12 protein-coding genes and 1 pseudogene are annotated in these 22,745 nt (G+C 32.3%); 7 read left to right on the forward strand and 6 right to left on the reverse strand.

Annotated elements, in window-relative coordinates; genetic code table 11:
* Positions 1 to 298: 298 nt before the first annotated feature.
* Together BXU01_RS17470 and BXU01_RS17475 are read left to right on the forward strand one after the other, a co-directional pair.
* Positions 299 to 1,711 (forward strand): HAMP domain-containing sensor histidine kinase, encoded by a 1,413-nt coding sequence (locus BXU01_RS17470; RefSeq protein ID WP_083694372.1) that lies wholly within the window; start codon positions 299 to 301, stop codon positions 1,709 to 1,711.
* Between the two features lies 1 nt (position 1,712).
* Positions 1,713 to 2,102, forward strand: coding sequence for a response regulator (locus BXU01_RS17475; RefSeq protein WP_083694373.1), 390 nt, complete (start codon positions 1,713 to 1,715; stop codon positions 2,100 to 2,102).
* Positions 2,103 to 2,116: 14 nt separating this feature from the next.
* Here the strand turns inward: BXU01_RS17475 and BXU01_RS17480 are convergent, their stop codons facing one another.
* Positions 2,117 to 3,556, reverse strand: a complete 1,440-nt coding sequence (locus BXU01_RS17480; protein ID WP_083694374.1) for a peptidoglycan endopeptidase — start codon at positions 3,554 to 3,556, stop codon at positions 2,117 to 2,119.
* A gap of 258 nt (positions 3,557 to 3,814) precedes the next feature.
* Here BXU01_RS17480 and BXU01_RS17485 point away from each other — a divergent pair, with 258 nt between their 5' ends.
* Complete coding sequence (locus tag BXU01_RS17485; protein WP_083694375.1) at positions 3,815 to 5,194, forward strand: kelch repeat-containing protein; 1,380 nt, start codon at positions 3,815 to 3,817, stop codon at positions 5,192 to 5,194.
* A gap of 83 nt (positions 5,195 to 5,277) precedes the next feature.
* Here the strand turns inward: BXU01_RS17485 and BXU01_RS17490 are convergent, their stop codons facing one another.
* Positions 5,278 to 7,542 (reverse strand): aconitate hydratase, encoded by a 2,265-nt coding sequence (locus BXU01_RS17490; protein WP_083694491.1) that lies wholly within the window; start codon positions 7,540 to 7,542, stop codon positions 5,278 to 5,280.
* A 130-nt stretch (positions 7,543 to 7,672) separates the two neighbouring features.
* A complete protein-coding gene (locus tag BXU01_RS17495; protein ID WP_083694493.1) occupies positions 7,673 to 10,444 on the reverse strand; it encodes a bifunctional aconitate hydratase 2/2-methylisocitrate dehydratase in 2,772 nt (923 codons plus the stop codon).
* Between the two features lie 445 nt (positions 10,445 to 10,889).
* Between BXU01_RS17495 and BXU01_RS17500 the strand changes: the two genes are divergently transcribed.
* Both BXU01_RS17500 and xrtN read left to right on the forward strand, forming a co-directional pair.
* The gene (locus tag BXU01_RS17500) at positions 10,890 to 13,388 is read left to right on the forward strand and encodes an XrtN system VIT domain-containing protein (RefSeq protein ID WP_083694376.1); all 2,499 of its coding nucleotides are present in this window, start codon (positions 10,890 to 10,892) and stop codon (positions 13,386 to 13,388) included.
* Positions 13,388 to 14,626: an exosortase N gene (gene xrtN / locus BXU01_RS17505; protein WP_165689803.1), complete on the forward strand. Its 1,239-nt coding sequence runs from the start codon at positions 13,388 to 13,390 to the stop codon at positions 14,624 to 14,626. The genes BXU01_RS17500 and xrtN overlap by 1 nt, the downstream gene beginning before the upstream one ends.
* A 44-nt stretch (positions 14,627 to 14,670) precedes the next feature.
* Here the strand turns inward: xrtN and BXU01_RS17510 are convergent, their stop codons facing one another.
* Positions 14,671 to 15,624 (reverse strand): MoxR family ATPase, encoded by a 954-nt coding sequence (locus BXU01_RS17510; protein ID WP_083694378.1) that lies wholly within the window; start codon positions 15,622 to 15,624, stop codon positions 14,671 to 14,673.
* 78 nt (positions 15,625 to 15,702) lie between these two features.
* Positions 15,703 to 17,133 carry a peptidylprolyl isomerase gene (locus BXU01_RS17515; RefSeq protein ID WP_083694379.1) on the reverse strand — a complete coding sequence of 477 codons (1,431 nt, stop codon included), beginning with the start codon at positions 17,131 to 17,133 and terminating at the stop codon, positions 15,703 to 15,705.
* A 543-nt stretch (positions 17,134 to 17,676) separates the two neighbouring features.
* On the opposite strand from BXU01_RS17515, the pseudogene BXU01_RS17520 reads away from it, so the two are divergent.
* Both BXU01_RS17520 and BXU01_RS17525 read left to right on the forward strand, forming a co-directional pair.
* Positions 17,677 to 19,116 (forward strand): annotated as a pseudogene (locus tag BXU01_RS17520) (alpha-amylase).
* A gap of 151 nt (positions 19,117 to 19,267) precedes the next feature.
* The gene (locus BXU01_RS17525) at positions 19,268 to 20,857 is read left to right on the forward strand and encodes a peptide chain release factor 3 (protein ID WP_083694380.1); all 1,590 of its coding nucleotides are present in this window, start codon (positions 19,268 to 19,270) and stop codon (positions 20,855 to 20,857) included.
* A gap of 149 nt (positions 20,858 to 21,006) precedes the next feature.
* On the opposite strand, the gene BXU01_RS17530 is transcribed toward BXU01_RS17525, so the two are convergent.
* Positions 21,007 to 22,725, reverse strand: a complete 1,719-nt coding sequence (locus tag BXU01_RS17530; RefSeq protein WP_083694381.1) for a LamG-like jellyroll fold domain-containing protein — start codon at positions 22,723 to 22,725, stop codon at positions 21,007 to 21,009.
* Positions 22,726 to 22,745 lie beyond the last annotated feature (20 nt).

A 22,745-nucleotide genomic window follows, 5' to 3' on the forward strand; every position in this document is an offset into this window, starting at 1 on the left:
TAACTTCAGTAATTTAAACTATCTAACAACAAACAACACAAATAACTGATAAACAAATACTTAAATTATAAAAATAAATTTAACAGGAAAAAATAAGTCAGTCGTCGAAACGTATCTTTTTTTTATTAAATTTGATATAAGTGTTCATCAGTCTTAAAAAAACAAACATTTTATTAACAGTTGTTTACTTTTTAACTCTGCTAAATCAGCTAAACCCCTAAGCTTATTTACAGAAAGACACGTTCAGACAAGCACTCTTATCAGACAGAGAAAATTATTAACCTACAAATCTAAAGTTATGTCTAAGAGTTCGTTTTTTAGAAACATACGTTTCCCGAATGTTTTCATTCTTTTGCTTATTGTATTTGTGTCTTGTGCTTTGCTTATTTGCATCAACTTCTTTACTATAAAAATACTATCTGCTAACAGAGCATATGTTAATGGGGAATCACATTACTCGAAAGGACAAAAAGATGCCTCCAGACACCTCATTACATATCTCTATACGAAGGATCCAAATCAATGGAAACTATATCTGGAAGAATTAAAAGTTCCTCAGGGTGATGGTATTGCAAGAAAAACACTTTTAAAAGCAGGTGATAATAAAATAGCACGAGAAGGATTTTTAATTGGACGAAATCATAGAGATGATTTAGATGATCTTGTTTGGTTGTTTGTGAATTTCCAGCAAGTTTCTTTTTTAGCTAAAGCCATTAATGAATGGGGACAGGGAGATGAGCTCATTTTTAAATTATTTATTGTTGGTCAACAAATTAATGCCGAGATCAGTCACAATCTTTTAACCCCCGCCAGCCAGCAAATTTATTTAAAACAAATTAGTTCTATCAGTGATAAACTTACCATCAACGAACGTAATTTTTCAAATACACTCGGCGAAGGAACCCGTAAAATCAAGAATCTCTTAATTATTACCAATATTGTATTCATTTTAATAATAGTATTAAGTGTGTGTTCTTATTATTCGATAATGGTAAAAAGGTTACTGGTTTCTAAAAAAGAAATTGAGATTAAAAATGAAAATCTGGTTATTGTTAATCGCGAATTAGATCGATTTGTATACAGTGCATCACATGATTTGAGATCACCAATAACATCATTAAAAGGTTTGATAGAAATCACTCAGTTAGAAGATGATGTTGACCAGATTAAAACTTATTTAGAATTGATGCACAAAAGCCTGACGAAACAGGATCAGTTTATAATTGACATTATCGATTACTCAAAAAACAAACGAAAACAAGTCGTAACAGAACCTGTAAGCCTACAGGAATTGTTTGATGAAGCTATCTCACAATTAATGCATATTGAAAATGCCAACAGAATAACTTTTACAAAAGAATTACTAGTAGACGAAATTCAAAGCGATGGATTACGTCTGCAAATCATTATTTCTAATTTACTTTCAAACGCAATAAAATATGCGGATATTAATAAACAGGAAATGTTTATTAGTGTCAAAACCTACTTCATTGATGGCTGCAATAAAATTGAAGTAACGGATAACGGAATTGGAATCAAAGAAGAATTCAAGGATAACATTTTTGAAATGTACTTTGGGACAAATAAAAACAAAGGTTCAGGATTAGGACTTTATATCGTAAAAGAAGCTGTAGAAAATATAAAAGGGAATATTTCAGTATTCTCTGAAAGCACTATTGGAAGCAGTTTTATTGTAACAATACCAAACTAATATGCAACTTAAACCTATATTTCTTGTCATTGAGGACAATTTAATCGATCAGCTTGTAATTACTCAATTATTAAAAAAAGTACTGGAGATCGATCAAATTATAATCGTTAATAATGGTAAGGAAGGAATTGACTGGCTTAAGATTCAGCAAAAGACTGCATCATTAATTATTTTATTAGACATACAAATGCCATTAATGAATGGTTTTGAATTTCTGGATGAGTTTCACAAATTAAGTAAAGAAACTAAGAAAGAAACTCAAATTTATGTCCTTTCATCAACTTTGGATCATGATGAACTGGAACACATTAATAAAAATGATTATGTGACCGGATTTTTAAACAAGCCTTTTCCGATTGAAGAATTTAAAAGGAATTTTAAATTCACTTAATAACTAAATTATTATTACTGCAGAATTCGATTTACCTGCGAAAATGTCCTTTGATAATAAGGTTCTTTAGTAGAAGAAATCATTACACCTCCATGAGTTGAAGAATGTACAAATTTAATTTCTCCATCTGTTACTTCAACTACCATTCCTACATGGTTAATTTGACGTCTTCCATTGGTTTTAAAGAAAATCAAATCTCCTTTTTGAGCTTCATCAGTACCAACTTTGGTTCCAATTCTGGATTGCTCAATAGAACTTCTTGGCAATTTAATATCAAAATTATTAAAAGTACAAATCATTAATCCTGAACAATCAAAACCAGCTTTTGTAGTTCCGCCCGATCGGTAACGAGTTCCAATATTTTCAGTTGCATTAACAATCAACTGATTTACTAAATCGGAATGATTGCTTATTCGGAACACTGAAGTGGTGTCTTTTTTAATTTCTGTATTATCAGCGACTTGAGATGGCTGCGCTAAACTATCATTAATTTGTGGAGTTGTAATTGCCGCCGCATTAGCCTTGTCTTTTGAAGTACGAATTTTTAATACATAACCAACTGGCAATTTACCTTTAATAAACGGATTTTGTTTTTCAAGTTCTGCAACTGTTATTCCGTATCTCTTTGCGATTGCAAATTTAGTTTCTTTTGGCTGTACCTCAACAACGACTTCTACATTATCTGAAGATGCAATTTCAGGTTTCGCTTCATCAGTTTTACTTATATTTTCTGAATTAGCAACTGCCGTTTCAGCAATCTGAGTTTGAGGCGTAACAGAACTATTGCTGATTTGCTGATTTGCTTTTTCTTTTGAAGTTCTAATTTTTAAAAGATAACCAACTGGTAGTTTTCCTTTAATAAATGGATTTTGCTTTTCCAGTTCTGCTACTGTTATTCCGTATTTTTTCGCAATAAGATATTTTGTTTCTTTCGGTTTTACTTCAACTATAACCTCAACATCTGTTGAAGGAATTAGTTCCGGTTTTTCTGTATTCTGATTTTTCGTTAGATTTTCAGTTGATGCAATAGCAGCATTAGACGGAATATTAAGTTTTTGTCCTATTTTCAAACCTTCACTTTCCAGTGTTGGATTTGCTTTTTTTAATTCGTCAACAGAGATATTATATTTTTTTGAGATTGCCCAAAGGCTTTCTTTTTGCTGCACTTCGTGTAAACCTGAATTTGGAACTTCGGAGGGAGTTGTATTGGCAACAATGTCAGTTTTTTTTGTAGTATCCTTTTTATTATTATTTGGAATTAATAAAACTGAATTTAGTTTTAGAACTTTAGGAGCATCCGGATTAGCGTCTTCAATATCTTTCGCTTTTACACCATATTTTTTAGCAATTACAGTAAGGTTCTCTCCTTTTGATATTTTGTGCCTGATAAACTTCTCCTGAGAAAAAACACCAACACTAAAAAAAAACAATACTATAATTAATCTAAAAACCATACCTGTTAAATTTAATTAATACTCCTTTAAGTTTAAATAATATAACTTTAAGCCTAAATAATATAACTTGAGAAAAAGCAAATATATTATGTAAAAAGCGAATTTAACTTTTTAATGTAAAAGATACACGTTTTTTAACAACTAATTTACCTCGAATTAACGCTATCGAGAAAAAAAACTAGTCAACACTTTGAAAATAGGTCTTTTAAAAGTAATGTAGTATTTTTATCAAAAACTAACATTAAATCAAAAAACAGCGTGAAAAAACTAGCTCTAATTTTCATTTTTTGTCCATTATTATCAATTGCTCAAAATATAAGCGGAACTATTGTTTCTCAAAATACCAACCTTCCGGTTGAAAATACCAATGTACTTGCATTATCAAGCAATATTGGAACAATAACGAATGACAGTGGAAAGTTTTCTTTACAACTTCTTCCAAAATATAATAATGATGAAATATTAGAATTCTCTCATATTGGATACCTTACAATTAAAATTTCTTTAGCAGATTTAAAAAAACTAGATTATAAAGTTTTATTACAAGAGGATATTCAAAATTTATCAGGACTAACTATTTCTGCAAATCAGAAATTGAAGTTAAAATCGAAACTTGCATTTAATAAATTAACTTCCTTAAAAAATCCAATCTTTGCATTTAGCTCATTTTTAAATGATGATAAAATTTATGTTATAGGCGGAAATGCTACTTTTGAAGCAGATGCATGGGAAAAAATTCGGTATGAAAAACCCGATTTCACAATGAAAGAATATTTAGATGAAGTTCGACATAATGCTACTTTTGAATATTACAAAGGAGACTTTTCTATTTATGATATTAAAACAAACACCTGGAAAAACTTAGATTTAAAACTAAAAAAAAGAGCTTATCATAATATTCATTATTATAACAATTCAATATATATTATAGGAGGAAAAAGAATTTCTGTAAATGGAAAATTTGAATATTTACAAGATCAGATTGAAGTTTTAGATCCTGATAAACAAATCATTAAAACCGATAATACAAATCCTCATCAAGCTGCTAATTTTGCTTCTTTTACTTATAAAGATAATATTATTGCAATAGGAGGTTCTGTAAAAATGAACGAAAGCGGTAAAAAAGATTTTACGAATAAGGTCCATTTATACAACATAACTTCAGGATATTGGTATGAACTTGCGAATATGCCAACAGCAAAAGAAACCACAGGAATTTTAATAGAGGACAAGATTTATCTTATTGGAGGGTATAACAGAAAACCGGTATCGGAGATAGAAAGTTTTAATTTAACAACGGAAAAATGGCAAATTGAAGGCGAATTATTTTCAGGATTAGAAAGACCGGCTATAACGTATCACAATGAAATAATTTACTTTTTTGAGGATCGAAAAATGTATGTCTATGATCTAAAACTAAAACAGTTAAAAGAATATGAAATTGAATTAGGCCTGAAATATTCAGCTATGTATTTTAACAATAATAAATTATATATTTTGGGAGGACGTACTGAAAATTATTATTCTAAAACACCTTCTTCAAATGTTTTTAGTATTGATATTGAAGAATTTCAAACTACAAAACCCAACAACATAAAAACTTTGTCATCAGAAACATATGTGAATAAAACTCCTTGATAGTTTAAAAAAAGATTTTAATATATAAAAAAAACGCCCTGTTATCACAGAGCGTTTTCTAATATAATTCAAGCTTTTAAAAATTAAGCTTTTCCGGCAGCAATTAAATTTAATGCTGAACCTGCAACGAACCAACCAATCTGACCAGCGTTGTAAGTGTGGTTTGCCAAAATAATATCTTTGGTACCATCAGCATGAACGAACTCTAATGTTAATGGTTTTCCCGGAGCGAACTCAGTTAAATCAGTAAAATTAATAGTATCGTTCTCCTGGATTTTATCATAATCCGTTTCGTTTGCGAATGTTAATCCTAAAAGACCTTGTTTTTTAAGGTTTGTTTCGTGGATACGGGCAAAAGATTTTACCAATACCGCTTTAACACCTAAGAAACGTGGCTCCATTGCAGCATGCTCACGAGAGGAACCTTCACCATAATTGTGATCTCCCACAACGATAGACGGAACTCCAGCCGCTTTATATGCACGAGCTACAGCAGGAACTGCATCATATGCTCCTGTTAATTGATTTTTAACCGAATTAGTTTTTTGGTTGAATGCATTTACAGCACCAATCAACATATTATTTGAAATATTATCTAAGTGTCCGCGGAAACGTAACCATGGTCCAGCCATAGAAATATGATCTGTTGTACATTTTCCGAATGCTTTGATTAATAATTTTGCACCTGTAATGTTTTTACCATCCCAGGCATCAAAAGGAGCTAATAATTGCAAACGCTCTGATGTTGGACTTACGACAACCTGAACCCCTGAACCATCTTCTGCAGGAACCTGGAATCCCGGATCTTTAACATCAAATCCTCTTGGAGGCAATTCGTCTCCTGTTGGTGCTTCAAGTCTTACTTCTTCTCCATCTTCGTTAATTAACGTATCTGTTAAAGGGTTAAAACCAAGATCTCCCGCAATAGCCATAGCGGTTACCAATTCAGGCGAACCTACGAAAGCTAAAGTATTTGGGTTACCATCTGCACGTTTTGAGAAGTTACGGTTGAAAGAGTGAACGATTGTGTTTCTTTCTTCTTTTTCTGCTCCATCTCTGTCCCACATACCAATACATGGTCCGCAGGCATTCGCAAAAACAGTTGCTCCAATTTTTTCGAAAGTATCGATAAATCCATCTCTTTCAATTGTATAACGAACTACTTCTGATCCCGGAGTAATGGTAAACTGAGATTTAGTTTTTAAGTTTTTAGCACTTACTTGTCTAGCCAAAGATGCTGCACGTGAGATATCTTCGTAAGATGAGTTTGTACAAGAACCAATTAAACCTACCTGAATTTGTAATGGCCAGTTGTTTTTGATGGCTGTTTCTTTCATTTTAGAAATTGGAGTCGCTAAATCCGGTGTAAAAGGACCATTTAAATGTGGTTCTAATTCTGTTAAGTTGATTTCGATCACCTGATCAAAATATTGTTCTGGATTAGCGTAAACTTCCGGATCTCCGGTTAAGTAAGAAGCTACTTTGTCTGCCGCATCAGCAACATCAGCTCTGTTTGTAGAACGCAAATAACGACTCATAGAATCATCGTATCCAAAAGTTGAAGTTGTAGCTCCAATTTCTGCTCCCATATTACAAATTGTACCTTTACCAGTACAAGACATAGAAGTTGCACCTTCTCCAAAATATTCAACGATTGCACCAGTTCCTCCTTTTACAGTAAGAATACCGGCAACTTTAAGGATAACATCTTTAGGAGCAGTCCATCCTGATAATTTACCAGTTAATTTTACTCCAATTAATTTAGGAAATTTCAATTCCCAAGCCATACCGGACATAACGTCTACAGCATCTGCTCCACCAACACCTATAGCTACCATTCCTAAACCACCTGCATTTACAGTGTGAGAATCGGTACCAATCATCATTCCGCCCGGGAAAGCATAATTTTCAAGTACTACCTGATGAATAATTCCTGCTCCCGGTTTCCAGAAACCAATTCCGTATTTATTAGAAACTGACGACAAGAAGTCGAAAACTTCATTACTTTGTGTTTTTGCTCGTGCTAAATCGGTTGCGGCATCTACTTTTGCCTGAATCAAGTGGTCGCAGTGAACCGTTGTAGGAACTGCCACCTTAGCTTTTCCGGCGTGCATAAATTGCAACAATGCCATTTGAGCAGTTGCATCCTGACATGCTACACGATCCGGCGCAAAATCAACATAATCTACTCCTCTTCCAAACGCCTGAGTTGGATTTCCATCCCAAAGGTGATTGTATAAAATTTTCTCTGTTAAGGTAAGTGGACGCCCAACAATCTCGCGTGCTTTATCAACACGACCCGGCATGTTCTCATACACTTTTTTAATCATTTCAATATCAAAAGCCATAAGTATAATTGTTTTTGTTTTTGTTATTTTGAACATGACAAGTTACGAAAAATAGAGTAGCCAGAAAAGAAAAAGCCTGAGTTTATTGACTCAGGCTTTTTATCTATAATGATTATAACTAATCGCGTGATTACATCACTAACAGTTTATGAGAAGGCGCAAATCTGGTTAGACTGATACCATCTACTGCAGCTGTATATTCAGCAAGTGTAGGAGTTCTACCCAAAATTGTAGACAAAACTACTACCGGCGTAGAAGAAAGCAATGATTCTCCTTTTTTACCTTCAGTATCTTCTACTACTCTTCCCTGGAAAAGACGTGTTGAAGTTGCCATTACAGTATCTCCTTTTGCTGCTTTTTCCTGGTTACCCATACAAAGGTTACATCCTGGACGTTCTAAGTATAACATGTTTTCATATTCTGTACGCGCTGCACCTTTAGGAGCATTATCGTCAAATTCGAAACCAGAATATTTCTGTAAAACTTCCCAGTCACCTTCAGCTTTAAGTTCATCTACAATATTATATGTAGGCGGCGCTACTACAAGCGGTGCTTTAAACTCCACTTTACCATGTTGGTTTTCTATATTTTTAAGCATTTGAGCCAAAATTTTCATATCGCCCTTATGAACCATACAAGAACCAATAAATCCAAGATCTACTTTTTTCTCTCCTCCGTAGAAAGAAAGAGGTCTAATAGTATCGTGTGTATATCTTTTAGATACATCAATGTTATTTACGTCCGGATCAGCAATCATAGGCTCGATAATCTGGTCAAGATCAACTACAACTTCAGCATAATATTTCGCATTTGCATCTGGAGTAAGAGCTGGTTTCTCAGCTGATTTAATCTCTGTGATTCTCTTATCTGCTTTATTGATCAATCCCTGAAGAACTTGTTTTTCATTGTCCATTCCTTTGTCGATCATGATCTGGATTCTGCTTTTTGCAATCTCAAGAGATTCAATTAAAGTATCATCTTCAGAAATACAGATAGAAGCTTTTGCTTTCATCTCTGCAGTCCAGTCTGTAAATGTAAAGGCCTGATCAGCAGTAAGAGTACCAAGATGAACCTCGATAATTCTACCTTGGAAAACATTTTCACCACCAAATTTCTTAAGCATTTGAGCTTGTGTTGAATGAACTACATCACGGAAGTCCATGTAACCTTTCATTTCTCCTTTAAAAGTCACTTTTACAGATTCCGGAATTGGCATAGAAGCCTCTCCTGTAGCAAGTGCAAGAGCAACTGTTCCTGAGTCAGCACCAAAAGCAACACCTTTTGACATTCTTGTATGAGAGTCACCACCAATAATGATCGCCCACTCATCAATCGTAATATCGTTAAGTACTTTATGAATAACATCGGTCATTGCGTGGTAAACTCCTTTAGGGTCACGAGCAGTAATTAAACCGAAATCGTTCATGAATTTCATCAATTTTGGAATATTTGCCTGAGCTTTTTTATCCCAAACTGAAGCGGTGTGACATCCTGATTGGTAAGCACCATCAACGATTGGTGAAATAACTGTAGCAGCCATAGATTCTAATTCCTGAGCAGTCATAAGACCAGTCGTATCCTGAGAACCTACAATATTAACCTCTACACGAACATCTGAACCTGCGTGTAAAACTTTACCCGGAGATATACCAACAGCGTTTCTGTTAAAGATTTTTTCTACTGCTGTAAGACCTTGTCCTTCAATAGAAATCTCTTTTGATGGAGCAAACACAAGAGGAGCTTCAATATCTAAAATTTTCGCTGCTAATGTTTGAAGCTTTTTACCAAATACAATTGCATATGATCCTCCAGCTTTTATAAATTCCATTTTTTGAGGCGTGAATGCCTTAGAAATGTCAATTAATTCTTTATCTCCATTATAAAGCTTCTTAGTTTTTGTATTGATAGTTAATACAGTACCAGTAGCAACAGAATACGCTTCTTCTAAGATTGGCTCATTATTCTCGTTACGAATAATATTACCATCTGCGTCAAGCTTTTTTACCCAGTTTTTAAGGTCTAAACCAATACCACCTGTAACATCAACAGTTGTTAGGAAAATTGGCGAAATACCGTTTGTTCCTGCAACGATTGGAGCAATATTAATAAATGGAACATATGGACTTGCTTGTTTACCTGTCCAAAGTGCCACGTTATTTACTCCTGACATTCTAGATGAACCTACACCCATTGTACCTTTTTCAGCAATCAACATAACGCTTGCGTCAGGATGTTTTGCCTGTAATGCTTTGATTTCCTCTTGTGCCTGAGGCGTAATCATGCATTTACCATGAAGTTCACGGTCAGAACGTGAGTGCGCCTGGTTACCCGGAGAAAGCAAATCTGTAGAAATGTCTCCTTCACCGGCAATATATGTAACTACTTTAATTTCTTCAACTACTTCTGGCAGTGTAGTAAAAAACTCTGCCTGCGCATAACTTTTAATAATTTCAATGGCAATTGGGTTACCATTTTTAAATGCTTCTTTCAAACGATCTGTGTCTGCCTCATAAAGGTAAACTTGTGTTTTAAGAACATTTGCAGCTTCTTTTGCAATAGAAGTATGATCACCAAGTGCTAAATCTAACAGCACTCTAATTGAGGATCCACCTTTCATGTGTGATAATAACTCAAAAGCAAATGCAGGAGTTATTTCTTTTACCACAGATTCACCGAGAATAATTTCCTTTAAAAATTGAGATTTCACACCAGCGGCACTAGTGGTTCCCGGTACAACATTATAAATAAAAAAGTGAAGAGAATTTTCTCTGTACTCGTTATTCACATCTTTAATTTGTTCAATGATTTCGCTTAATAATTCAGCTCCATCAATTGGTTTCGGGTTAAGCCCTTGACCTTTTCGTTCTTCAATCTCTTGGATGTAATCCTGATAAATATTCATAATAAAAGTCTTTTCTAGGTATTTTATTTTTTTGTATGCAAATTTACATATTAAAGCCGACAATTAAAAAAAATATAATAGAAGTCGCCTTTTCAAAAATTATTATTGTTAAAAAACGATTTTGACTGCTTGTTTTTGCCAAAATATCAATTTTGTATTAAAAAAATGAATTATTGATATTTTAAGATCTTTTCTTTAACAAAGTCGAAATTTAATGTGATAAACGAAGTGGGATTTTACTTCGTTTTTAACTAAGAACCTTTCTAAATTAGAAATTACATCGTTATAGTTACCAAATTATGTGACTTTCTTACTTCATAATCTCAACCAAACCCCACTACTTAATTTTAAAAATTCCGAACATTAAAAAAAATGAAATAAAAAACTTGTAATTCAAATTTTCTAATAACTTTGCATTTCAAAGTACTTTTAAAAAAATATAACTATGAAACACAAATTAGAATTATCAGAATATTATACTCAAAAAACCGGAGTCGTAATTAGTTTAATCGTAACACTAATTAGTAGTCTTTTCTTAATTAGCTCTCTTGTCTGCAAAGAGTACCGTTTGCACGATTTTGAACCCATTGCTTTACTAAGTCTTATATTTGAATTTGTATATGGAGTTGGACTTTCTTTTATAATCCTCAGAAGGAAAGAAACTTATATACACCTCACTCCTTTTTTAATCCTAAACTGGCTTATTGGCTGTTTCTGCTTAAATACATTTATTCCCGTTTTTCATGATCTTCCGGCATGGGTTTATTTAGCAACTCTGGCATTTTGCGTTTCTAATTTTTTCATCTACGGAAATTCATCCACAGGCAAAAACACTTCAATTGCCTTTTTTATAAATGGATTGTCGTTTTTGATGATCTTATATTTCGCTGTATACCTGATTCCTATTATGCCTTTTTCTTTTATGGCAATTTTAGCTTTAGGATTAGGATTTTATGGATTGGTATCCGCACTAGTACTTATTATTCATATCGCAACAATTTTTCGATACTTCAACAGGGACAAAATTTATGCTGTTTCTTTTAGTGGAGGTTTTTTAGTGGTACTAATTAGCATAATTGTTTTTACTGTAGGCTTAAATATTGAAAGCCGCAAAATAGCGCAATCAGCCACATTAAATTCTTTTGATCAAAATAATGATCTTCCGGATTACATCTCTATTTCTCAGCATTTAAAACCTAATTTTTTCAATGAAATTCTACTAAAAAAAGATATCGTTTACATTCCGCTTCATGATATATTCTCTTTTGGAGGATTTGATTCCTTTGGAAATAAACAATATAATGAGCGTAAAACACATAATCCTATTATATCCATTGCTTATTTGTTTTGCAATGACCTTAATCTAACAAATGATGATAAAATAAACATTCTAAAATCAAACTTTGACAAACGATTAGAAACGGAAGAGCAATTATGGAGCGGCGAAGATTTATTTACCAAAACTATCAAAGAAGATGTAAAACTATATCCGGAAGCACGTTTGGCGTATACCGAAATTACAATGAAAATTGCCTGCACAGAAGATTCATGGCGTGATCAGGAAGCCATTTATTCTTTTCAGCTTCCTGAAGGTTCAGTCGCGACATCACTTTCATTATGGGTCAATGGCATAGAAAGAAAAGGAGTTTTGACTACTAAAGAAAAAGCTGAAAAAGCATATAAACAAATTGTTGGTGTAGAATACCGCGATCCGTCCTTAATGCAATGGAAAGAAGGAAACAAAGTCGTGGTTAGGGTTTTTCCAATTAATTATAAAACGCCACGAATATTTAAATGCGGATTTACAACTCCGTTAAAAGTAGAAGATAATCAAATGAAATATCAAAGTCTTTCGATAAAAGGACCCAACATTTCGAATGCTGAAACGATATCAAGAATCCAGACTGTTGGAAATACAAAAATAGAAACAAGCAAGGATTTTGAACTTAATAAGGATTACTACATTAATCAATCGAAAGGATTAGACGATTGGCAAGCTTCTATGCCTTTATCTAAAACTTTAGAATCAAATTCGTTTGTGTGGAAAGATAAAGTTTATGAAGTCAAAGACATTCAGAAAACAACTATACCGTTTATACCTTCAGAAATTATATTAGATTTAAACAGCAGTTGGACTACCAAACAAATAGAATCTTTTGTGAACTTAAACAAAAAGAATTTATTTGTAATGATAAATGGCAAAAAGAAAGAAATTAATAAGGACAATTTTAAAGCTATAGAATTAGAATTTGAAGATTTGCATTATTCTTTATTACCTCTTTATAAAATAACTCAAAACAGTTTGATTATAACAAAATGCGGTACATTTTCGGCCAATTTTGAAGAACTTGGAGATTCTGATTATTTAAATAAAATAAGAACCGGAACAAAAAACAGAAATTTAAAAGTAATTAATATTTCATCGGATATCAATCCGTTTTGGCAAACCGTAAAAGAACAAAAATATGTAGATTATTTTCAGACGAGTTTAAAAAACAGTTTAGAACTCATTAATAAAAATCAATATATATTATTTAAGACGGAGAGAAATACGGTCAATATTGAATCTGCTAATATTTCTATCAAAGAAAGCCAACAAGACACTATTTCAAAAAGTAACGGACCAAATCATATTTACAGAATGTACGCTTTAGGAAAAGTTCTTGATGAACAAGTTAAAATTCAAAATGACACTTTAGCAAATAATCAATATGTAGAATTAGCAAAAGATGCCAATATTGTAACGCCAATATCTTCTTTAATAGTTCTTGAAACTGATGAAGACTATAAAAACAACGGAATCGAGAAAAACGTCGATACTCTTGGAAATGCTTCTGTAAGTAATGATGGATCTGTTCCTGAACCACATGAATGGCTATTGATTATCCTGGGATCTACAATACTTTTCTTTTATTACAGAAAAAACAAAAAACAAGTTATTTAATGAAACTTATATTTCAATATAAAAACGCAATTGCACTATTGATTCTGGTTTGCTTATTGGCTATAAACTCAAGTATTGTTTTATCCGGTCTTGACAGCAATCTTTTCGGAATTACATTTTCGATAACGTTATTTCTTATCGGGGGTAGAAAAACTTCATTTAATATGAACTATCCCCTTTTAGGACTAATTTTTCTATTAGAATTTATAAGCTATCGCTTACATACCAAATCTTTGCATTTTTTAGCTTTAGCTTTATTTGCATGTTTCATCTATTATAGCATTACAAGAAAATTTTCGTTCATTGCGTTTATTTGTATTTTCCTATTCTCTTCTATATTTAATACCTTTTTTGATTATTTAACTGTCGAAATTAAACAGACACTTTGTTATGGTGTTTACTTAGTTTTAAAAAACAGTATTCCGATTACCAAAATAGAAGGTGTAAATTTTTATATCAATAATGCAAAGATTACCATTGATACTGCATGTATGGGATTATCGATGTTTAAAACCGGATTACTTGTTGGTGCTTTCTTACTGACTTTAGAGGAACGTAAACAACATAAATATTTCAATATAAAACAAATCTTCCTGTTTTGTTTTATGGTGATTTTATTAAATATCATTTCGAATTATTTCAGAATCGTAACTTTAATTTTATTTGATTGCACAGAAGAGAATACTTTACATTATAGTATTGGTTTACTCTGTTTTGTATTTTATCAAATTATACCAATGCTCTTTATAGTACGTTTTTTTAAACCTAATCAGGAAGAAATATCAAACCAAACTTCTAATAAATTCATCTTCTTTCCTATCATAATAGCATTTTCAATAGTATTAGCAACGAGTTTAGAAATTAAAAAAGAATTAAAACATGATTTACTCGATAATCTAAATACAGTTTATAATGTTAAAAGTGGAATCTGGATTAATTCTGAAGTTTTTAAAATTACAACTCCGGAAAAACTTATTTACATAAAAACTCCCTCTCACAATCCTTTGATTTGCTGGACGGGAAATGGTTATAAAATAATTGAATCAAAAGTGATTAAAAAAAATAATGAAGAAATATGTTTTGTCAGAATGGAGAAAAACAAGATTCAATATTATTCATATTGGTGGTATGAATGCGGTGATAAAAAATACACCTCACTTGTAGAAGTTCTTTTAATAAAACTTTTTCACAATAAATCTGTTCGGTTAATAAACGAAACCAGCAATAGAGAGTTATAAAATAAAAAAGCCTGATACTATTTGCATCAGGCTTTTTTATTTTTTTACATTAGCTTCTGGATAATAATCTCTTCTGTGATTCCTTCAGCGTCAGCTTTATAGTTTTTAATAATTCTGTGTCGTAATATTCCGGTTGCAACTGCTTTTACATCTTCTATATCTGGTGAAAATTTACCATTAAAAGCGGCATGGGCTTTCGCAGCTAAAATCAAATTTTGAGATGCTCTTGGACCTGCTCCCCAATCCAGATAATTCTTTACAAAATCATTTGATAATACATTATCCGGACGCGTTTTACTTACCAGAGTTACTGCATATTCAATCACATTATCGGCTACGGGAATTCTACGAATTAAATGCTGAAAATCGATAATTTCCTGTGCGGTAAACAACGGATTAATAGTTGTTTTAGCATCTGATGTTGTACGTTTTACTACCTGAACTTCTTCTTCAAAAGTTGGATATTCTAATTTAATAGCAAACATAAAACGGTCTAACTGCGCTTCAGGCAAAGGATACGTTCCTTCTTGCTCAATTGGGTTTTGAGTTGCTAATACAAAATAAGGTAAATCTAATTTATAATTTTGCCCTGCAATGGTAACTGAGCGCTCCTGCATTGCTTCAAGTAAAGCTGCCTGAGTTTTTGGAGGTGTTCTGTTAATCTCATCAGCTAAAACAATATTCGAAAAAATTGGACCTTTTATAAATTTAAAATGTCTGTTTTCATCGAGAATTTCACTTCCCAGAATATCCGATGGCATTAAATCTGGCGTAAACTGAATTCTTTTAAAATCTAAACCTAAAGCCTGAGACAGGGTATTTATCATTAATGTTTTTGCCAATCCCGGAACACCAATTAAAAGGGCGTGTCCTCCGGAAAATATACAAAGTAAAATTTGATCTACAACGGCATCTTGCCCTACAATGATTTTTGCTATTTCGGTTTTTAATTCATTTCTTTTTTGAACTAATTTATGAATTGCTGCTACGTCAGACATTTAGATATGTTTTTAAAATTGAAAAGAGTTAGCTCTATGAATTCATAAAACTAACTCTTTTTATTTATTTAATAAAAATTATTTTTTTAACCAATTGTATACAAAATTACAATCTCTGTATTCTCCAATAATTTTAATATAGGTATCTTTTATTTTTGTATCAAACCATTTTGAAATTGTTGTGATTTGCTTTTCTTTCAATGCTAATTCTTTAATTTTAGTATAATCTTTAGCATAATCAGCAGTATGTGCATCAATTCTATTGGTAACAGTGATTAATTTATACGTTTTTTTCCCTTTATCATCTGTATTTAAAAGTGGTTGAGAAATTTCGTTATCTTTTAGATTAGAAACCTGGCTGTATAAAGTTGGATCCATTTTGGTCAACTCGAAACGTGTATCCTGAGTATTTGGATTCACTAAAGTTCCTCCGTTTGCTCTGGTTTCTTTTTCGTCAGACTCTGTTCTCGCAGCTTCAGCAAAAGTAATTTCTTTGTTTTCTATTTTATTTCTGATATTGGTAATTCTTTCTTTAGCATCTTTCAATGCTGTTTCAGAAACAGTTGGTGAGATCAAAATATGACGTAGCTCTACTTCCTGCCCTTTTATTTTATCTACCATAATAATATGATATCCAAATGTAGTTTTAAAAGGTTCTGAAACTTCACCTTCACCCAAACTAAAAGCAACATCTTTAAATTCTTTTACGAATGGTGTTTTTCTGGTCATTTTATAAAAACCTCCATTTGGTGAAGATCCCGGATCTTGCGAATACAAAACTGCTTTTGTAGCAAAACTTGAACCTTCAAGAACATCTTTTCTAATCGCATTTAATCTGTCAATTACCTTTTGTTCATCTTCTTTTGAAACTTTTGGCTCTACAACAATTTGTGCTACTTCCATTTCAGCTCCAAAAGTTGGCAATTCATCTTTTGGTATTTTTTTAAAGAAATTACGAACTTCTTCCGGTGTAATTTCTACTGCATCTACAATTTTTTTAGTCATTTCTGACGCCAGCTTTTGCTCTTTTAAGATATCTGCAAAATAGGTTTTAAACTCCTCTACTGAATTCTTTTTATAATAAGCAACAACTTTATTGATATCTCCAACTTGCTGAACCATATAATTCAACCTTTCATCCATCATACTTCTTACTTCGGCATCACTAACAACAATACTATCCTGAATGGCCTGATGTGCATAAAGTTTATCTTCTAAAAGTTTACCAAGCATTTGACATCTTGTAATATCTTTTGTAGAACCTCCTTGGGCAGAAATCTCTAAATATCCTTTGTCAATATCTGAATCTAAAACAATATAATCTCCAACGGTGGCAATAATACCATCAATTTTTTGCTTTTGACCAGAAGGAATTGCAACTGGTTTTTGAATCACAGTATCTTTAATAATTTCCTGAGCTGAGATAATTGAGGTGAAAAAAAATAAAAAACACATTGTCAACACTAACTTGAAATCAATTGTTTTTAACTGTAATTTTTTTAATAACATTATTTTAAATTTAATTTGAATGTAAAGATCTTGCTTTAGAGTTTCGTTTAAACTACAATCATTTTAAAAATGCATTTTCAATTCGTTAATGTGAAAATACTAAATAATTAAGATCTAGTTCTTTTTAACTTATAACGAACAAAAATAACAATTCAATTACATAATACAACTATCGTCTATACTATTAACAAAAAATTATATGGAACGTAATTGTTTTTACTATAAGCAGCTTGTTTCTCAAGAATAAACTTATGTAAAAAAGCATATAATATCCTTTCAAAAATTGCATAAAAAACAAATTCAACAACTTCAAATATTTACCGTCAGATTACTCTCTGCCAATCCAATAAAAAAAAGTTATTAATACTACAACGTTTTCGTGGTATAAATATTTTCTTATAAAAACAAATCGAATTAAAAATCATATACTTTAGATTAATAATTGATAATTTATTGATCTAAAAATTACGAATAACTCTTTTTTATAGACCAATAAATATGAATATTAAACTTTATTTATCTAACCTTAACCGAATTTACATTATGAGAAAACCTATTGTAAGGATTTGTTTATTAGCAATTACGACACTCTTGTATTCTTGCTCACAAAATGAAACAAACGAAACAGACACAAAAGCTGAAAGTCAGCAATTTAAAATTATTGATGTAACACATCATGATGGAAAACCTTTTAGTACAGGAAATTCCAATGCTTCTTTAACCGGTAAATATGTTGATAACCCAGGTGGCGGAGTCATGATGCAGGCTTTTTATTGGGATGTTCCGGCCGGTGGAAATTGGTGGAATACTGTTGCGACCAAAGTTACAGACTGGTCGAATGCCGGGATTGGTTCTATATGGCTTCCTCCTGCTTCAAAAGCTCAAAACGGTGCATTTTCTATGGGATATGACCCAACAGATTATTTTGATTTTGGAGATTACAACCAAAATGGAACTACAGAAACCAGATTTGGTTCTAAAACAGAATTGGTAACTTTAATTACAAAAGCACATACTGAAAATATCAAGGTATATGCCGACATTGTAATTAACCACAATAGTGGCGGACAATCTGAAGCAAATCCGTTTACGGGAACGAATACCTGGACAAATTTTAACGGAATTGCATCTGGAAAATTCAAACGTACCTATACTAATTTCTATAAAAATAGTTACGGAAATAATGACGAAGGAAGTTTTGGAGGTTTTCCTGATTTATGCCATGCTGATCCGTATGTGCAGGATTGGTTATGGAAAAGAGCTGACGGAGTTGGTAAATATTATAAAAACACCATGAAATTTGATGGCTGGAGATTTGACTATGTAAAAGGTTTTGGCTCGTGGGTTGTAAGAGACTGGAATGCAAATGTAGGCGGATTTTCTGTAGGTGAATTATGGGATTCTAATGTAAACATATTAAATGATTGGGCTAATAATGCCAACAGTTCTGTATTCGATTTTGCTTGTTACTATAAAATGAATGATGCTTTTGACGGAAATAATCTCGCACTATTGAATGATGATATGATGTGGAAAAGAAATCCATATAAAGCCGTAACTTTTGTTACGAATCATGATACTGACGAAATTTCGAGTAAATTATTAGCGTATTCTTATATTTTAACACACGAAGGATATCCTACAATATTTTACAGAGATTATGAAGAATGGCTGGACAAAAACAAATTAAACAATCTAATCTGGATTCATAATAACAAAGCAACCGGTACTACTTCTATCTTATATTCTGACAATGACGAATATGTTGCCAGAAGAAACGGATACAATGGAAACCCAGGATTAGTAGTTTACATCAACAACTCAACATCCTGGCAGGAAAGATGGGTTGAGACGAATTGGGCAAATACTCAAATTAAGGATTTTACAGGAAACTCAACCTGGTTTCCTACAACTTAAGCAGATAAATGGGTAAAAATTCAATGTCCGCCTAAAGGATATACAGTTTGGTCAATTAATCAATAATTGATAATCATTATAAGGTCGTTCTAAAAAAACGGCCTTATTTTTTGCTGGCAACTTATCTTTACTAAAATAAAAGAGTTCCTAATTTAAGAAGTGAATATTTTTATTAAGCCGTAATTAATAGTACTTTTGCAACCTATTTATACGAAATATGAGCTTTTTAAAAGAAATACAACGCAGAAGAACATTTGGAATTATATCGCATCCTGATGCCGGTAAGACAACTTTAACAGAGAAGTTATTGTTATTTGGGGGAGCAATTCAGGAAGCAGGAGCTGTAAAAAACAATAAAATTAAAAAAGGAGCAACGAGTGATTTTATGGAAATCGAACGCCAAAGAGGTATTTCGGTTTCAACATCAGTACTTGCCTTTAATTATAAAGATAAAAAAATCAACATTCTTGATACTCCTGGACACAAGGATTTTGCCGAAGATACTTTTAGAACTTTAACGGCTGTTGATAGTGTTATTGTTGTAATCGACGTTGCAAAAGGGGTTGAGGAACAAACAGAAAAATTAGTAGCTGTTTGTAGAATGAGGAATATTCCGATGATTGTTTTCATCAACAAATTAGACCGTGAAGGAAAAGATGCTTTTGACTTAATGGATGAAGTAGAACAAAAATTAGGTCTAACTGTTACACCTTTGAGTTTCCCTATTGGTATGGGTTATGACTTTCAGGGAATTTACAATTTATGGGAGCAAAACATTAATATTTTTAGCGGAGACAGTCGCAAAAATATTGAAGAAACAATTGCTTTTTCAGATGTTCAAAGTCCTGAATTAGAAAAAATTATTGGTCCAAAACCAGCCGACAGATTACGTGAGGAATTAGAATTAATAGATGAAGTATATCCAAAATTTGATCGTCAGGATTATTTAGATGGAAAATTACAACCTGTGTTTTTTGGTTCAGCTTTAAATAACTTTGGAGTTCGCGAATTGTTAGATTGTTTTGTTACAATCGCTCCATCTCCAAGACCTAAAGATTCTGAAACTCGTTTGGTAGATCCTGTTGAAGAAAAAATGACAGGTTTTGTGTTCAAAATCCATGCAAATATGGATCCAAAACACAGGGATCGTTTAGCCTTTATTAAAATCGTTTCGGGAACTTTCGAAAGAAACAAACCTTATTACCACGTTCGTCAAAAGAAAAATTTAAAATTTTCGAGTCCGAATGCCTTTTTTGCTGAGAAAAAAGAAATCGTTGATATTTCGTATCCTGGTGATATTGTAGGTTTGCACGATACAGGAAACTTTAAAATTGGTGATACTTTAACCGAAGGTGAAATCATGAGTTTCAAAGGTATTCCGAGTTTCTCTCCGGAGCACTTTAGATACATCAACAATGCTGATCCTATGAAAGCCAAACAACTCGACAAAGGTATTGATCAGCTGATGGATGAAGGTGTTGCGCAGTTGTTTACTTTAGAGATGAACAACCGTAAAGTAATTGGAACTGTTGGGGCACTTCAATATGAGGTTATTCAGTATCGTTTAGAGCATGAATATGGTGCTAAATGTACGTATGAAAATTTCCCTGTTCATAAAGCGTGTTGGGTAAAACCTGATGATGCTAAAAATGATGAATTTAAAGAATTCAAACGTATTAAGCAGAAGTTTTTAGCTCATGACAAATATGGTCAATTGGTATTCCTGGCTGATTCTGACTTTACGATTCAAATGACTCAAAATAAATATCCAAGTGTGAAATTATTCTTTACTTCAGAATTTGACTAAAATATTTTAATAAAAAATGCCAGCTTTTAAGTTGGCATTTTTGTTTAGATAAATCGTCTTCATAAAATAAACAGCAAACAAAATGACTTTTAAATCATTCTGTTTGCTGTTTTTAAATTTCTATTTTTTTAAATTCAAAATAATTAAATTTAATTTTTAATCAGTTTAACCGTTTTTGACTGATTGTTTTCATTCGTTATCTTTAGTAAATAAATTCCGTTTGGAGTGTTTCCTAAATTTAATGTAGTCGTTCCAACATTCACTTTTTGTGTTTGAATCGTTTTTCCTAATATATCAAATAAAACAGCTGTACCATTAGTATCGCTATTGATAAAAAATGCACTGCTAGATGGATTAGGATATACTTTTAAACTAGAAATCCCATCTAAATTATGATCATCTAAACCAAGTGTTGTGCAAGTATTACCCGTTTGAATAATTGAACCCGTTATCCAGTTAGAAGTGTTTGCTGATAAATCAAAATCTGTTAATATACCATCATTTCCATTTCCACTTGAATCTGTCAAGGTTGCAACTGCTGAATTATCTGCTCCTTCAACTCCATGATTGAATTTATAATAATTTATCAATCCAGGTTGAGCACCTGATAATTCGCAATTCATATTGTTCTGGATTTCAGTCTGTGTTAAAACTTTATTCCAAATACGAACTTCATCCATTACACCACTAAATAGATTTCCGCCCTGGTCAAATGCCCCAATCCTAACAACATTTCCTATAAAGGCAGGTACGTTATTATTTTCAGAAATAGCAACGCCATTTTTATACAATATCATTGTAGAAGTAGCTAAATCATAAGTTACAGCAACATGATACCAGGTATCTGCATTTAATGTTTCACTATCTTCTACTGCATCCCATTGTCCATTATGTCCTGAAGATAATACACCGCCAGGTAGATAAATTGCATGCTCGCCTTCTACACCGCCACCTGAAATAATATTATTTACCGGTGAAAAATCATTTATTTTTATCCAGGCTTCTTTGGTATACGTTGCAGGCATATTATTAGGAAGTTCTACATAACCTCCTTGAAACTCTAAGGAAGTACCATTAAGATCAACAACATTTACCTGTACTTCAGTACGTAAGCTTTCGCAAGATAAAGTTTGTGAAACATAATATAAACCTGTTGATAAAGGAGTAGTAACAGCTAATGGAGTGCCCCCAACAGCGTCAGCATACCATTTTATGTCAGTTCCAGTTGCTGCCAGATCAGAAACTTTTGTATTTATATTTAATTTTTGAGTTGAAGCTACTGTGGCTGCAGGAGTTGTACATATACCCACAGTACTTGTAAGCGTAGGAATATTTAATGCGTTAGGAACATTAGCAATTCTAAAAGTATAGGTTGTGCCTATTTTAATGAATGCAGTAGGCTTTAAAGAAAATTCCTGCTCAGTAAATTTATTTTGACCAGTAGCTAAGGTTATCATGCTACTTGAATCTGCGCTTAAAAATAAACCTGGGACAAACATACCAGGACTTGCTGTAGAAATTTGCTGTGTAGTTGCTGTTTCATGAGGTAAATCAGGATTAATTTCGAAAACAAATGGAGAATTCGAAATTAAAATGCTTTGCCAGCTGTTTCCGTTATTCTCAGAAAATTCAATCTTCGAGCTTATCCCTACTGTGCCCGAAGTACCAGTAGAATACTCTTCTGCAGCTATTCTAATTCTTAAAGCGTCAAAGTTATTGATTTGTATAGCAGTATTAAGTGGCGCTTTCCAGGTAGCTGTAGTTTCACTACCATTATTATTTCGCCAACGATAAGCTGAAATTCTTGTATTTGCATTCGCAAAAAAGAAATTAGCAAGCAGTAATGTAAAGAGTAAAGTTTTATTCATATTAAATTTATTTAAATTAA

Origin of the sequence: [Flexibacter] sp. ATCC 35103 (genome assembly GCF_001975985.1) — a bacterium.
GTDB lineage: Bacteria > Bacteroidota > Bacteroidia > Flavobacteriales > Flavobacteriaceae > Flavobacterium.

Coding starts and splice junctions, on each gene's coding strand:
- BXU01_RS17530 (WP_083694381.1), bottom strand. CDS start 22,725: ATGAATAAAACTTTACTCTTTACATTACTGCTTGCTAATTTCTTTTTT.
- BXU01_RS17515 (WP_083694379.1), bottom strand. CDS start 17,133: ATGTTATTAAAAAAATTACAGTTAAAAACAATTGATTTCAAGTTAGTG.
- BXU01_RS17525 (WP_083694380.1), top strand. CDS start 19,268: ATGAGCTTTTTAAAAGAAATACAACGCAGAAGAACATTTGGAATTATA.
- BXU01_RS17480 (WP_083694374.1), bottom strand. CDS start 3,556: ATGGTTTTTAGATTAATTATAGTATTGTTTTTTTTTAGTGTTGGTGTT.
- BXU01_RS17495 (WP_083694493.1), bottom strand. CDS start 10,444: ATGAATATTTATCAGGATTACATCCAAGAGATTGAAGAACGAAAAGGT.
- BXU01_RS17490 (WP_083694491.1), bottom strand. CDS start 7,542: ATGGCTTTTGATATTGAAATGATTAAAAAAGTGTATGAGAACATGCCG.
- BXU01_RS17500 (WP_083694376.1), top strand. CDS start 10,890: ATGAAACACAAATTAGAATTATCAGAATATTATACTCAAAAAACCGGA.
- xrtN (WP_165689803.1), top strand. CDS start 13,388: ATGAAACTTATATTTCAATATAAAAACGCAATTGCACTATTGATTCTG.
- BXU01_RS17475 (WP_083694373.1), top strand. CDS start 1,713: ATGCAACTTAAACCTATATTTCTTGTCATTGAGGACAATTTAATCGAT.
- BXU01_RS17510 (WP_083694378.1), bottom strand. CDS start 15,624: ATGTCTGACGTAGCAGCAATTCATAAATTAGTTCAAAAAAGAAATGAA.
- BXU01_RS17470 (WP_083694372.1), top strand. CDS start 299: ATGTCTAAGAGTTCGTTTTTTAGAAACATACGTTTCCCGAATGTTTTC.